This is a genomic window from Shewanella sp. UCD-KL12 (assembly GCF_001957125.1).
Lineage (GTDB): Bacteria > Pseudomonadota > Gammaproteobacteria > Enterobacterales > Shewanellaceae > Shewanella.
The window spans coordinates 1030869-1044241 of sequence record NZ_MPHJ01000001.1 but is presented as its reverse complement, the minus strand read 5'-3'; the positions used below and the strand labels follow the sequence as shown (position 1 = coordinate 1044241).

Annotated in this window: 12 protein-coding genes; 8 read left to right on the top strand and 4 right to left on the bottom strand. The window is 45.3% G+C overall.

The features are described from left to right. Positions 1–77 precede the first annotated feature (77 nt). Genes BM736_RS04380 through BM736_RS04365 form a run of 4 tightly spaced genes read right to left on the bottom strand, consistent with a single transcriptional unit; the run spans position 78 to position 4297 of the window. Positions 78–854, bottom strand: coding sequence for an ATP-binding cassette domain-containing protein (locus BM736_RS04380; RefSeq protein WP_076409058.1), 777 nt, complete (start codon positions 852–854; stop codon positions 78–80). Continuing rightward, positions 847–1749 carry an ABC transporter permease gene (locus BM736_RS04375; RefSeq protein ID WP_083699834.1) on the bottom strand — a complete coding sequence of 301 codons (903 nt, stop codon included), beginning with the start codon at positions 1747–1749 and terminating at the stop codon, positions 847–849. Before BM736_RS04375 ends, BM736_RS04380 begins: the two co-directional genes overlap by 8 nt. Then, a complete protein-coding gene (locus BM736_RS04370; protein WP_083699832.1) occupies positions 1746–2732 on the bottom strand; it encodes an ABC transporter permease in 987 nt (328 codons plus the stop codon). Before BM736_RS04370 ends, BM736_RS04375 begins: the two co-directional genes overlap by 4 nt. Further along, a complete protein-coding gene (locus tag BM736_RS04365; protein ID WP_076409052.1) occupies positions 2723–4297 on the bottom strand; it encodes an ABC transporter substrate-binding protein in 1575 nt (524 codons plus the stop codon). The genes BM736_RS04370 and BM736_RS04365 overlap by 10 nt, the downstream gene beginning before the upstream one ends. 195 nt (positions 4298–4492) lie before the next feature. On the opposite strand from BM736_RS04365, the gene nikR reads away from it, so the two are divergent. The 8 genes from nikR to hypA all read left to right on the top strand — a co-directional run bounded on the left by nikR (position 4493) and on the right by hypA (position 13344). Next, on the top strand, positions 4493–4903 hold the full coding sequence (gene nikR, locus BM736_RS04360) for a nickel-responsive transcriptional regulator NikR (RefSeq protein ID WP_076409050.1): 411 nt from the start codon (positions 4493–4495) through the stop codon (positions 4901–4903). A gap of 252 nt (positions 4904–5155) precedes the next feature. Beyond that, on the top strand, positions 5156–7072 hold the full coding sequence (locus BM736_RS04355) for a TonB-dependent siderophore receptor (protein ID WP_076409047.1): 1917 nt from the start codon (positions 5156–5158) through the stop codon (positions 7070–7072). A 179-nt stretch (positions 7073–7251) separates the two neighbouring features. After that, on the top strand, positions 7252–9597 hold the full coding sequence (gene hypF, locus BM736_RS04350) for a carbamoyltransferase HypF (RefSeq protein ID WP_076409045.1): 2346 nt from the start codon (positions 7252–7254) through the stop codon (positions 9595–9597). A 150-nt stretch (positions 9598–9747) separates the two neighbouring features. Continuing rightward, positions 9748–10506: a hydrogenase nickel incorporation protein HypB gene (gene hypB, locus BM736_RS04345; RefSeq protein ID WP_076409042.1), complete on the top strand. Its 759-nt coding sequence runs from the start codon at positions 9748–9750 to the stop codon at positions 10504–10506. Beyond that, positions 10506–10745 carry a HypC/HybG/HupF family hydrogenase formation chaperone gene (locus BM736_RS04340; protein WP_076409039.1) on the top strand — a complete coding sequence of 80 codons (240 nt, stop codon included), beginning with the start codon at positions 10506–10508 and terminating at the stop codon, positions 10743–10745. Before hypB ends, BM736_RS04340 begins: the two co-directional genes overlap by 1 nt. Before the next feature lie 10 nt (positions 10746–10755). Next, positions 10756–11880: a hydrogenase formation protein HypD gene (gene hypD, locus BM736_RS04335; protein WP_076409037.1), complete on the top strand. Its 1125-nt coding sequence runs from the start codon at positions 10756–10758 to the stop codon at positions 11878–11880. Positions 11881–11884: 4 nt separating this feature from the next. Next, entirely contained in the window at positions 11885–12958 is a 1074-nt protein-coding gene (hypE, locus tag BM736_RS04330; RefSeq protein ID WP_076409910.1) for a hydrogenase expression/formation protein HypE, read from the top strand. Beyond that, positions 12958–13344, top strand: coding sequence for a hydrogenase/urease nickel incorporation protein HypA (gene hypA / locus BM736_RS04325; protein ID WP_076409035.1), 387 nt, complete (start codon positions 12958–12960; stop codon positions 13342–13344). Before hypE ends, hypA begins: the two co-directional genes overlap by 1 nt. The last annotated feature ends 29 nt before the right edge of the window (positions 13345–13373 follow it).

Sequence of the window (13373 nt, the reverse complement as noted above, 5' to 3'; positions counted from 1 at the left end):
TGGCAAGAACCTTAAACCAGTTTGAGCCTATTAACAGATTCACACTGACATCACTTTTGTCATTTATCGTAAAAGGGCTAAGCAACCTCAGCATAATCAAGCTTATCCTTATGCCAATTTTCAGGTAAAGCCTGCCATAGTGCTTGGGTATAGGAGTGACACATACCCGTTAAGATAAGCTCTGGCCTTGTACTATCAACAAGCTTTCCCTCCTGTAATACCAATATCTCATCAGCCACAGCCAATAGCTGTTTTAAGTTATGGCTTATCACTAAGACTCCCCTGTTCTCTTGTTTTGCATAATCAGCAAGGTGAGTATATATCTCCTGTGCACTACGACTGTCGAGGCCACAACAAGGCTCGTCAGCCAAAATATATTCGCTTTGCTGACAACTCGCTTGAGCGAGTAATGCTCGCTTTGCCATACCACCTGACAGCTGATGGGGGTAACAGCGACCAATCTGTTCACTAACAAAGTTCGAAATATGACTCGGCTTAGCAGTTTGATTAGATGCGATTTTTCGCTGTGTTATCCGCTTAATTCTATGGGAGATCTGGGAAAATATTGTCCGCAAAGGGTCAAGTGCAGTGGCTGATTGCGCGGCGAGTGCAACACGGGCAAGCGAATGCGGTACTTGCTCCTCAGACGCCGCTGCTGTATTACAAATCGTCACCTTGCCACTAGCGGTAAACCCCTTTGGAATATCGCCTATTATGGCTGAAGCCAGTAAGCTTTTACCGCTGCCACTGGCCCCAATCACGCCTACGACCTGACCTGGGCATAGCTTAAAACAGATAGGAGACAGCAGCTCTACCTCATCAGAACGTATCGATAACTTATCTATGTTAAGCATCTTTAACTCCCACTTTTACTTCCTTTGTAACATCTTTTTTAACGGCCATGCATACTGAGGAGATGGATCGGTTCTTCGTCTGGATAATGCTTGTGTCTGGGCCCTCTCTGACTATTTTCATCACAGTATTAGCGAGATAAGAGAGAAGTAATAGACTCAGCAATAGTAAACCTCCTGGACACAAAGCCAGCCACCACATGCCAGTTAATAGGTACTGACTAGCCTGAGACAGCAGTGCCCCCATAGAGGGGGTCGATGGGTCTAAGCCAAAGCCTAAAAAGGTGAGCGCAGCCATGTGAGTTAACGCATGGGGAAACAACAGCAACGCCCCAACAAACCATTGGGGTAAAATATGGGGTAACATATGTCGCTTCAAAATGACCAAAGGCGAATGGCCAAACTGCTTGGCAATTTGAAAGTAGGGACTATTGGCTATCGACTGCATCTCAAATCTCAGTAAACGGGTCAACCTTGGCCAATGACTTAAGGCGATTGCCATCACTAACCCCTGCTGATCGCCACCAAATACCAATGCCAGTAAGATCAATAGCAAAAGATGAGGCAGAGACATAAACAGATCCACCAGCAGATCGACGCTCCAGCGAAAGTAACGGTTAACTAACGCCAGCATCGCCATACACAGTGCTATGGTGCAACTTAACAACACCGCCATACCACCAATATAAAAGCTGCTAATTAACGCTTTTAAACTGCGGCTAAAGAGATCCCGGCCCAGCCAATCAGTACCAAACAGGTAGGTGAGATTAGGTGCTACATTCTTATCCAGCAGATTAATTTCAGTGCCTGATGATGGCCAGAAAAATGCAATTGCAAGCAGCACCATCAGCGAGGTACCCGCTCCGACGGCCCCCTTTTGTGATAAGAAACGCTTCATTGCTGCTCCCCCGCAAGGAGCGACTTAGATAACCCGTTGGCTATCAAGTTGCCACAAAAAACCAAGAGTGCAGAGATAAGGGTACACCCCATTAAAAGGGCTGTATCGTTTGCAAGACCAGCACTGACAATGCTGGCGCCAAGACCAGGAAAATTAAACACAGTTTCAGCCAAAATAGAGCCGCCAAACAGCTCAGCGAAGCTGGCAAAATGCAGCACAATAGCGGGCATCAGACTATTTTTTATGACATGAAAACTTACTAGCTGACGTTTACTGTCGCCATGCAATTTTGAATATGTCACATAATCACTATTAAGGACATCAATCACCTTTTCACGAGTGTGTAAGATGATAGGTGCCATATGCACTAACGCTAAGGTCATAACCGGTAGTAATAGATGATGGCCCATACTCCACCAAGATTGATCTTCAAAACGCATACCAATAGGTGCAGCGCAGCAAACTGGGGTCAAACTCAACGCAACTGAAAACACACTGATTAGCAGCATACCTAACCAAAATGAGGGGATACAGGCTAATAGCCAAGCAGATTGATTAATCACTTTATCAAGCAGTCTGCCCTGATACAGTCCAGCTAATAGGCCAAGCAGGTAGCCTAAAATCAATGACACTAACCAGCTCAGGCCAATTAACAGCAGTGACAGAGGCAGCTTATCTTTTATTATCTCTGCAACACTCTGTTGATAAAGATTGGAGTAGCCAAGATTGCCTTTGGCTAACTCACTAAGCCAATGCGTAAATTGCTGAGCAACACTTTGGTCTAGCCCAAGTTGAATAGTTAACTCAGCCTTTTGCTGAGCAGAAACACCATAGAGGTTACCGTCTAAATACGCATTAATAGGATCCAGTGGAGACCAAGAAAGCAGCAAGTAAGCCAATAAAATCACGAGCACAAGCTGTAACAACAACCTTGCTACTGTAGTGAATAAGCTTGAACTTGCCCACTTAGGTGCTAATGGCATAGCCAACGCCACTCGCTAATATTATTTGCCAGTGGCCATCCGTGTCCGTGTGGCTCAATGCCTGGCTTTGCCAGATCTAAACAGGGGTGAGCTGCATAAAGGTGCTTTAAATTGACTAACCAACTCCAAGGCCTATCTTGCTCTATCAGTCTCTGCGCCGCTTGCCAATAAGGTAGGGAGTCCTCCCAAGTCAGTGAATGCTGCGCATCATCGAGGGCTTTATCGACCAAAGGGTTACTGTAGTAACCCGCGTTGAAGTACTCAACACCACGATACTGACTATGGTGAACATACCTCACCTCAGATGCACTGTGGCTACCAAAACCAAACAGAACGGGTTGGCTATGCATGTGCTTATAGATTGTCTCCCAGCTCTCTCCTCTTGGGGTAACACTGATACCTAAAGGTTTTACCATTTGAGCAACGGTAAGTGCCAGTTGCTCACGAATACTGTCTCCAGCAAGATAATAAAGTGAAAACGCCGCCTTGAGCCCCTGCTTTTGACGAACCGCGCCTTTTTGAAGCCAACCCGCCTCATCAAGTAACTGCTGCGCTTTATCAAGGTTTACCCTGCTCTCTCTATCTCTTGTTACCAAAACGCCATTATCAATTTCAGCGCCACTTCCCCACGGTAGACCATCTGAAATGCTATAGGCTGGGGTTGCATGACCATCAAGCAGTTGATTGACCAATATATTACGGTCTATGACCAAATCTATCGCTGTTCGTATCGCTAAATCGGCAGTGACATCATTACCGATATCGCCACTTGCCTTAACCATAGGCCAAGCGATACCACGGTTATCTACACTATTGATACTCCATAACTTAAACCCGCGAGGAAGCAGGCTTGCATAACGTGGAGCGATAGAAGCCAGTTGAAGTTGGCCCGCCATAAGGCGCGCGTAACGACTATCTTCATCACTAAAGACTATCGTCAACTGCTCGAATTGAGGTTTTTCACCGTAATAGTGAGGGTTTACAGCCAATAGTAGTTGCTGTCCTTTATCCCAACGAACAAACTGATAAGGGCCAGAGCCTACGGGGTGTTGGCCATAACCTTTTGCATAAATATGCTTAGGTACAATAGCCAAATTAATAAAGTTATCGATAAAATTAATATCGGGATGCTTTAATCTAAATATCAGTGACGTTGGTGACTTGATTATCACTTCATCTAAGTTGGTCAGATCATGAATTGATGCTGAGGCTTTAGCTTTATCGAAAGTGAATTTAATATCATCACTCGTTAACGCTTTGCCATCACTAAATAAAAGGTGACTTTTAATCTCTATCGCCCAGATTATCTTATCTTCCGATAATGTCCATTGCTTAGCAATATCATCTATAAGCGCTAACTGACTATTTCGTTTAATTAATGAGGATTGGAATAAGGGGTTATTATATTTCCCCCAGCCATAGATGGGGTCAAAGCCACTATCAGGCTCTTTACCCAATGCAATGACTAATGATTCTGGTTGTGAGCCTGGTTGCTCTTGGGCAATCGCAGCACTTGTCATTAATAAAAGATAAAACATAAACAAAATAACAGTTATCGCTTTCATAAGTCGAGATGCCAAATTGTAAGTTCGATGAGTAATACTACTTTTCGATTCGTAACACTACAAGTTACAACTTCCCCGAAGTCAATAAACTCGTAGAACTTTTTGACATGTATGACAAAGATCACTATCTAAAAAGAGTATTAGGCTAATATGTACAGTTATTTTTATTAACGACTACTTATTTAGTGAGTTATTATGTCAGACGAAACCATACGATTTACAGTATCCCTACCTGAGTCACTTTTTAAAGAGATTGAGTTAGATCAAAAAGAGCGCGGTTATCAGTCACGCTCTGAATATATTAGAGATCTATTTCGAGACCGAATCGTCGATAAACAATGGAACAGTAGTAAAGATGATGTGGTAGGCGTGCTCACTCTCGTTTTTGACCATCATCAAAAAGGCTTATCAGAAACGCTGATTGAGATACAACACAATGATTTTATTCATGTACTTTGCAGTACTCATGTGCATGTCGATCACCATAACTGTCTTGAAACCATAATCATAAAGGGCCAAGCGACCGCTGTGAACGAGATCGTTAATAAGATATCTTCACTCAAAGGTGTAAAAGTCGCACGATTGAGTCGAGCTGGTATTGTATAGCCTGATGTAATAACAATTAATAAGTGAATATTAAAAACCAAATTAACCTAAACTGTCTCACTTACAGCTAGGTTAATTTACCCATCTAACTTACCTCTCGCCACAAAATACCAGTAATACTTTTATAGAAAAGGTATTACTGAAATAAAAAATAACGATCTAGATCTCATCAATAATTATTTAGCCACATATAATCCCTAAAAACGCATTGACCTTACAAAAAACAAACAAAGCATAAACAGGGAATAAATAATGTTAGTTAAAAAAATTGGAGTTACATTATCGTTATTAAGTGCTATCAATATTTCATATGCTGATGATATTGAGCGTATATCAGTACATGGTATTCAGTTTAAAAATGACGGCACAAATAAGCATGTCACTTTAGGTAGTGATATGACAGTGATTAATAGTGACATGATTGCTCAAGCTGGTAGTGTCGATATCAATAAAATACTCACTCAGTTTGTTCCAGGTTTATTTGCTAATGGCCGAGCAGGACGCCATACCGACACAGACTACTCACTTCAAGGGAGCCGACCAAAAGATATTTTATGGTTAGTCGATGGCAACAGGCTCAATAATAGGCTTTACGGCTCAACCTATACCGACACGATAAATCCAATGATGATTGAGCGTATTGAAGTGATAAAAGGCGGACAAGCTGCCATATATGGCTCAGATGCCATTGCAGGTGTGATAAATATTATTACCAAGCAATATCAAGGAGAGAGTCAAGGTGAAGTGAGCCTGTCTGTTGACTCTCTACCTAGCTATGATGCCGGCGCTTTTGTTAGTGCTGAGGTTAACAATTTCCAATACACCTTAAGTGCTAGTACCAGCCAATCTGACGGGTATCAGATCTGGCCAGATGATGAATATTCACCCACTGCGGCATTAGACAAAACACGTGGCTACCAGATGAATAACTTTAGCGGCAAACTCAGCTGGCAGGCAAATGATAAACATACAGTCACCCTCTTCAGCCAATTTAACACGGGTAACCTTGAACGGCCGCTCGCCTACAACGCCATATTAAGCGAAAACGATAGAGAACAGGTTCTCTCCCATCTAGACTGGCAATATCAGGCCAATGAACAGCTATTATTACAGACTAAAATCCACTACCAAGAGTGGGATTCATACTACAGCGAGATAACCAAAGATGAACAGGGCAAGATTGATGTCCCTTACTGGGAGGCTTACTGGGGTTTTAAAGATACTGGCGCCACAATTTCGGCCAATTACCTAACGGATACAGGCTCTCAATGGATAGCGGGCCTTGAGTTTCAACAATATGAAGGCGCCGACGAAGTGATGGAGTTTGTTGCCGAAAAAGATGATAACTACGCTGCCTACCTGCAATACCAACCTCAATTTAGTGCCTTACCAGATACAGGGCTCTCGCTAGGACTCAGGTTTAATAGGCTGTCTGACAGCGATCAACTATGGGTAGGCTCACTGGGGATAACCCACGAGCTCAGCACACAATGGTTACTCAGAGGCTCGTTAGGTAATGGCTATCGACAAGCAACAGTTTATGAGCTTCAGTCTCAAGTCGGTACTTTAGGTAATCCTAACCTTGAGTCTGAAACCAGTCAGAATCTTAATTTAGGGCTCACATTTCAGGGAGATACTCATATCACACTGGATGCATTTTGGCGCAATGTCGACAACCTAATCGAAGCTACCGATCTGGGGAATGCAATATGGCAATATAATAATGTCGACGGCAAAGTCGTCAGTTACGGCGCTGACTTTCACTTAGTGACAGATTTAACCCAGGCCCTTGAGTTTGAGTTCAGTGCTGGGTATGCCAACGCCACAAGAGAGGATACTGGCGAGCAGATCAGCCGAGTCCCTGAGTTTACCGGATTTAGTAAACTTAATTATCAAGCAAGTGATGATTTCAACTTTTGGCTCAGTGGCAAATATGTCGGCGAGTTTCTCGATTATGGCTTAACGGCAGGCGATTACGTTATCGCCAGTCTGGGGGCGCAATACTACTTAACACCGGCGCAAAACCAGCAGTTATCACTCAGCATAGATAACCTGCTTGATAGCGAGATAACCCAAAGTATTTTTAAGCATGGTCACCGTGCTGAATATCCCATTGAAACCTTAGGAGCGCCGCGCACCGTCCAGATGCAATATCGCTATCTGTTCTAATCGTTTATCTAGCGCAAACTAGCCTAATGGGGGCGCTCAAAGTTCGATGAAGCTCCCATAAATTACTATTCAAGTCATCGCTTTTCTACACCTTGATCTAGCGCTAAGAATTTTCATTTTGCAGCTGTCAGGATAGAAACTGTACCTATAACTATGTATAAGGCTGTCGGTTACTGCTTATGGTTCATGATAAGAAACAAAGCGTTGACGCTCAAACAAGTGTGCCAGTGAACGCAGAGATAAACAGGGCACGATTATTTATCAATGGCATAGTGCAGGGAGTCGGGTTTAGGCCTTATGTGTATCGTTATGCACTGCAAAATCACTTAACCGGTACCGTACTTAATGACAGCCAAGGCGTCACCATAGAGCTTCAAGGCCAAGCAGGTCAGCTGCAATCGTTTATTGCACAACTCAAAAACTCCCCTCCGCCTTTGGCGCGCATTGATCAATTCAAACAAGACTCCATTCCCGTCGTTTCAGGTTGTAGCGAATTCAAGATCATTGAAAGCAAGCAGCAATCTCAGGCTGTAGTCATAGTTCCAACCGATAAAAGTAGTTGTGATGCCTGTAATAACGATGTGTTAGACCCAAATAATCGCCACTATCAATACCCGTTTACCAACTGCACTAATTGCGGACCCAGATACACATTAATAAACGCCCTCCCCTATGATAGAAAGCAGACCTCGATGGGGCGGTTCAGTATGTGTGATGCCTGCCGTGCAAGCTATCAAGACCCGCTCGATAGACGCTACCATGCACAACCCGTCAGTTGCCCAGATTGTGGTCCGGTTCTCACTTTAACCTCGCCAACGGGACAAAATATTGCCCACAAAGCGCAAGCGCTGACTCAATGTATCGAACGCCTCTTAGCCGGTGAAGTGCTGGCAATTAAGGGGCTTGGTGGTTTTCATCTGGTTTGTGATGCCACTAACACAAAAGCCGTAGCAAGATTACGAACACGTAAACAACGCCCGGCAAAGCCGTTCGCCGTTATGGTACCCAACATCGAGATGGCAAAGTCACTCGTCACAGGGTGTGATGAGGAGTGGCAACTGCTTGAATCTCAAGAGCGCCCCATCACATTGATGAATAAACGCCAAGAGTTGACTCACCACCTCAGTGAGCTTATCGCGCCAGGTATCGATAAATTGGGGCTCTTTCTGCCCTATACCCCACTGCACCAATTACTACTGAGTCAATTAAATAGGCCCATAGTCGCAACCAGCGCTAACCGCAGTGGTGAGCCTATAATCACCTGTGGCGAAGAGATACAGCGTCAGCTGAGTACTGTGGTCGATGCCATACTGGATCATAACCGCGATATCGTGAACGCCTGTGATGACAGTGTTGTGCAAATTGTTGCTAAACAGACTCAAGTCATGCGCTTAGCCCGAGGTTACGCTCCCTTAAGTCTGCCGCTACAACACACCTTGCCGAGCACAGTATTGGCCGTTGGCGCTCAACAAAAGAACAGTATCGCTTTTGGATTTAACCGCAGCCTGTTTGTCAGCCCACATATTGGCGATCTTTTCAGCTTAGAAGCCGAAACTTACTTTGAATCAACGATAAGTACGTTTAAACGCCTCTACCAGTTATCGCCGCAAACCTTAGTCCACGACAAGCATCCAGATTACGCGCCAACGAGATGGTGTCAGCAGCGCGATAAAACAAGCGAACTGGTATCAGTTCAGCACCATTTTGCCCATGTACTCAGCGTAATGGCGGTCAACAATGTCACAGTTCCCGTTTTAGGCTTTAGTTTCGACGGCACTGGGCTTGGGGATGATGGCAACCTGTGGGGCAGTGAGGCGATGATTGCCAGCCCCGAAGGTTACAAGACACTCGCGCAGCTTAGCCCCTTTAAATTAATTGGCGGCGAGCAGGCCATAAAAGATCCTAGACGAGTACTGTTAGCCCTGCTGCTTATGCAATACGACCTCGCGCAGATAAAGCAGATGGCGCTACCAGCCTTAGTCAACCTGTCTGAGCATCAGCTTAATAACTTAACTAAATTATGGCAAAGCCCGAGTCATGGCATTAACACTAGCTCTGCAGGGCGTTTATTCGATGCCGTTGCCGCCGCATTAGGCTTAATTGAGACCACACAATTTGAAGGGCAAGCTGGCATGCTGATTGAAGCAGCGGCCAATCGACTCACATCAACGAGCGAACGCTTCACTCTCACACTGATAAATAATCAGTGGCAAGCAGGTGAGCTTATGGCGCAAATTGTTCAGGCCATCATCAAACAGCCGCTCACCGCGCAAAGGGTAAGCCAGATTGCCGCTGGTTTCTTGCAAGCACTAGCAACCGCTATCACGCAACTCGCTCAGCAGTATCCGCAATACCCCGTCGTGCTTTGCGGCGGTGTATTTCAAAACCGATACCTCAATGAATATTGCCAAACCCAATTATCCAAGCAAAAACATCAGCTGTTGTCACCAGGGCTTATCCCTATCAATGACGGCGGTATTGCACTCGGGCAGCTCTGGTATGCAATTTGTCATAGCAACAGCTAAATGCCGAGAACAGGCTCACAAAACGTATTGATAATTCATAAATTTATGACTAATCCAGCACAAACTAGATACATATCAAAAACACGATTTGGGTTCTAGTTAACACTCAGTGATTAGGTGAAAAACTGATAATAATAACGGAGTAATGACATGTGTAAAGATTGCGGCTGTTCACTAACTCGTACTGGGGACGGTCATCATCACCATGACGAGATCCACAGTAACCCTCAACTCAATGACGCCAAAACGCTTTCGGTGATCCATAAGATCTTAGATAAAAATGATATCGAGGCGCAGCATAACCGCGACCATTTTGAGCAAAGTGGCGTCACCGCCTTTAACCTCATGAGTAGCCCAGGAAGCGGCAAAACCACCTTACTAGAGCATCTCCATGAGCATACTGCTTTGAACTATGCCGTTATTGAGGGCGATCTTGAAACATCACGAGATGCTGACCGTTTAAAAGCCAAAGGGATTGATGCCTTTCAAATTCAAACCGGCTCAGCGTGTCACCTCGACGCCTTTATGGTGCATAGCGCGCTGCATAATATCGACTTAAAGCCACTGGATATCTGCTTTATTGAAAACGTCGGCAACTTAGTTTGCCCTGCCAGTTACGATGTTGGCGCGCATAAAAATATCGTCCTTGTATCGATACCTGAAGGCGATGACAAGGTCGAGAAATACCCTGTCATGTTCCGCCGTGCAGACCTAGTACTCATCAGCAAGTGTGATCTGCTCCCCCACTTTGACTTCGATATTGAAGATGCCAAAGCACATATCCTCAAGCTCAATCCTAATGCGGATATCCTTGAAGTTTCAACCAAGTCTCCAGAGTCTCTGCAAGCCGTATCACATTGGCTGAAGGCCAACCAAGTTAATACCACTCAAGCCAGTGAGGTAAGCTAATGTGCCTGTCCATTCCATCGAAAATTATTGAGCTACACCCAGAAGAGACCAGCATCACCGTCGACACCATGGGCGTTAAACGTAAGGTCAGTTGCCACCTTATTGATGAGCCACTTGAGCTTGATGATTATGTGCTGATCCATATCGGCTTTGCCATGAATAAGATAGATAAAGCCGACGCACTAGAAACCCTTGAGCTCTATAAAGAGATCGCCCAGAAGATGGAACCCCAGAGCTAGGAGTAAAGTGATGCTTGAACTAAAACAGCTATATCAGGGTTTTAGAGATCCTAAAACCATTGCAAGCCTAGCCGAGCAGATAAAGCAACAAGCGGCTCAACTCGATGGCGACATTCGAATTATGGAAGTGTGTGGTGGTCATACCCACACCATAATGAAGTATGGGCTCAATCAGCTACTCCCTGATAATATCGACTTTATTCATGGTCCTGGCTGTCCTGTCTGTATCATGCCTAAAGAGCGTATTGACCATGCTATTGCCATGGCAAATCAAGACAATGTGATCTTAGTGACCTTAGGCGATATGATCCGCGTGCCCGGCTCAAAAGGCTCTTTGGCCCAAAGCAGAGCCAGCGGCTGTGATGTTCGCCCTATCTATGACCCTCTCGATACCATCAAAATTGCCTGCGACAATCCAGATAAAACCGTGGTGTTTTTTGCCATCGGCTTTGAAACATCAACGCCAATGACTGCCGTTTTGATTGAACAGGCTGAAAAGCTAGATATCAACAACCTGTATTTCCATATCAACCATGTGTTGGTGCCGCCTGCTATCGATGCAGTGATGGCCGATCCCAAGGTCAGAGTCAATGCCTTTATTGGTCCATCGCATGTAAGTGTCATTCAGGGAAGTGAGATATACCGTTCAGCCGTTGAAAACTATGGCACGCCCGTTGTGGTATCAGGCTTTGAGCCTGTCGATGTGATGGAGTCAATTCTGCGGATCACCACACAAAAAGCAAACAAGATTGCCGAGCTAGATAATCAGTACAGCCGCGCAGTGACACCTGAGGGGAATCTTGCCGCAAAAGCTGTGATCGACAAGTACCTGTGCGTACGACCCGATTTTCGCTGGCGCGGACTAGGCCCCATCCCAAGCTCTGCTTTGATGTTAAGAGAACAATACCAGCATAGAGACGCTGAACTTCATTTTGCTTCGATACTACCTACCGAAGCGATTGAGGACCATAAGGCCTGTCAGTGCGGCGATATTTTACGCGGTCTTTGCAAGCCTAAAGACTGCAAAGTCTTTGGCCGCGGTTGCAGTCCTGAATCCCCCATGGGGAGCTGTATGGTGAGTTCTGAGGGAGCTTGTAACGCCTACTACCGTTATAACGGAGTCAGTGATGAGTAAAGCAATGGGTGACAATAAAATGAAAAAACAGATCCAACTTAGCCATGGCGGTGGCGGCAAAGAGATGAATAAACTGATTAAAGATCTCTTCTTTAAAGCCTTCGACAACCCTATCCTAAAAAGCGAAGAGGATGCCGCTCACTTAGAGCTTAAAGGGCCTACCGCTTTTACAACAGATTCATTTACCGTCGCGCCACTGTTTTTTGCTGGCGGAGATATAGGAAAATTAGCCATCGCCGGCACCGTCAACGACTTAGCTATGATGGCTGCAAGGCCTGAATACTTGAGTTGCAGCTTTATCATCGAAGAGGGATTTGAGCTAGATAAGCTTAAAACTATCGTTAACTCTATGGCATCTGAGATGGAGAAAAGCGGCGCAAAGATTGTTTGTGGTGATACTAAGGTTGTCCCTAAAGGCTGCGCCGATGGGATATTTATCAACACTTCTGGTGTTGGTGAGATACTGCAAACAGGCATATCAATAAAAAATATCCAAGAGGGAGATGCGATTATAGTTTCCCGGGATATTGGCCGTCACGGCGCCGCAATCTTAATGGCACGTGAAGGGCTGACACTGGAATCTGATCTCACCAGTGACTGCGCCACACTATGGCCTATCGTGGAGGCACTCCTCAATGCAAACATCCCACTCCATGCCATGCGTGATGCAACCCGTGGCGGTATATCAGCAGTGCTTAATGAGTGGGCCGTGGGCTCAAATGTAGAGATAGCTATCGATGATGCCCAGTTACCCGTCGCCGATGAGGTAAAAGGTCTGTGCGAACTCTATGGGTTTGAGCCATTAGATCTCGCCAATGAAGGTACCTTTGTGATTGCCCTACCTCAAGAGTATGCCAACAAGGCGGTGGAGATTATTAATCAGCAAGGTGCCTATAGCTCAAACGAAAGTGCCAACAACATGGAGGAAGCTAGCAATAGCGGAATAATCAAAGAGCAGGCAGCGATTATCGGCACGGTAGGCATCGAGCGTGCCGGTAAGGTTATTCTCAAAACACCCTGGGGAAGTAGTCGTTATCTTGACTTGCCACAAGGTGAACTTTTACCAAGGATCTGCTGATGCATGAGTATTCGATTGTTCTCGCCCTTATCGAGCAGTGTGAGCAGCACGCGGCTCAGCATCAAGCTAATAGTGTTAAACGCGTCTCCATCAAAGTCGGAGTCCTGAGCGGCGTTGAGCCAGAATTGCTCAAAAGCGCCTTTGATACCTTCAAACTAGATGGTATTTGTAAGGAGGCAGAGCTTGAGATGCATGTTCAGCCGCTGGTGCTACATTGCCGCGACTGTGATATCAAACAAACGATCACTGAATACAACATCCTCTGCCCCGATTGCAGGGGTAACAACACCAAGGTGCTCGACGGTGAGGATATGTATCTGATGCAGCTAGAGGTAGGCCCTTTGGAGGAAGAGGAGTTAAAAGCAGATCACAAAGCTAAGGCATAAGCGCGAGTAAAGATAGTTTGGTACAGCGC

Coding starts and splice junctions, on each gene's coding strand:
- BM736_RS04355 (WP_076409047.1), top strand. CDS start 5,156: ATGTTAGTTAAAAAAATTGGAGTTACATTATCGTTATTAAGTGCTATC.
- hypB (WP_076409042.1), top strand. CDS start 9,748: ATGTGTAAAGATTGCGGCTGTTCACTAACTCGTACTGGGGACGGTCAT.
- hypA (WP_076409035.1), top strand. CDS start 12,958: ATGCATGAGTATTCGATTGTTCTCGCCCTTATCGAGCAGTGTGAGCAG.
- BM736_RS04380 (WP_076409058.1), bottom strand. CDS start 854: ATGCTTAACATAGATAAGTTATCGATACGTTCTGATGAGGTAGAGCTG.
- BM736_RS04375 (WP_083699834.1), bottom strand. CDS start 1,749: ATGAAGCGTTTCTTATCACAAAAGGGGGCCGTCGGAGCGGGTACCTCG.
- nikR (WP_076409050.1), top strand. CDS start 4,493: ATGTCAGACGAAACCATACGATTTACAGTATCCCTACCTGAGTCACTT.
- hypF (WP_076409045.1), top strand. CDS start 7,252: ATGGTTCATGATAAGAAACAAAGCGTTGACGCTCAAACAAGTGTGCCA.
- BM736_RS04370 (WP_083699832.1), bottom strand. CDS start 2,732: ATGCCATTAGCACCTAAGTGGGCAAGTTCAAGCTTATTCACTACAGTA.
- BM736_RS04340 (WP_076409039.1), top strand. CDS start 10,506: ATGTGCCTGTCCATTCCATCGAAAATTATTGAGCTACACCCAGAAGAG.
- hypD (WP_076409037.1), top strand. CDS start 10,756: ATGCTTGAACTAAAACAGCTATATCAGGGTTTTAGAGATCCTAAAACC.
- BM736_RS04365 (WP_076409052.1), bottom strand. CDS start 4,297: ATGAAAGCGATAACTGTTATTTTGTTTATGTTTTATCTTTTATTAATG.
- hypE (WP_076409910.1), top strand. CDS start 11,885: ATGGGTGACAATAAAATGAAAAAACAGATCCAACTTAGCCATGGCGGT.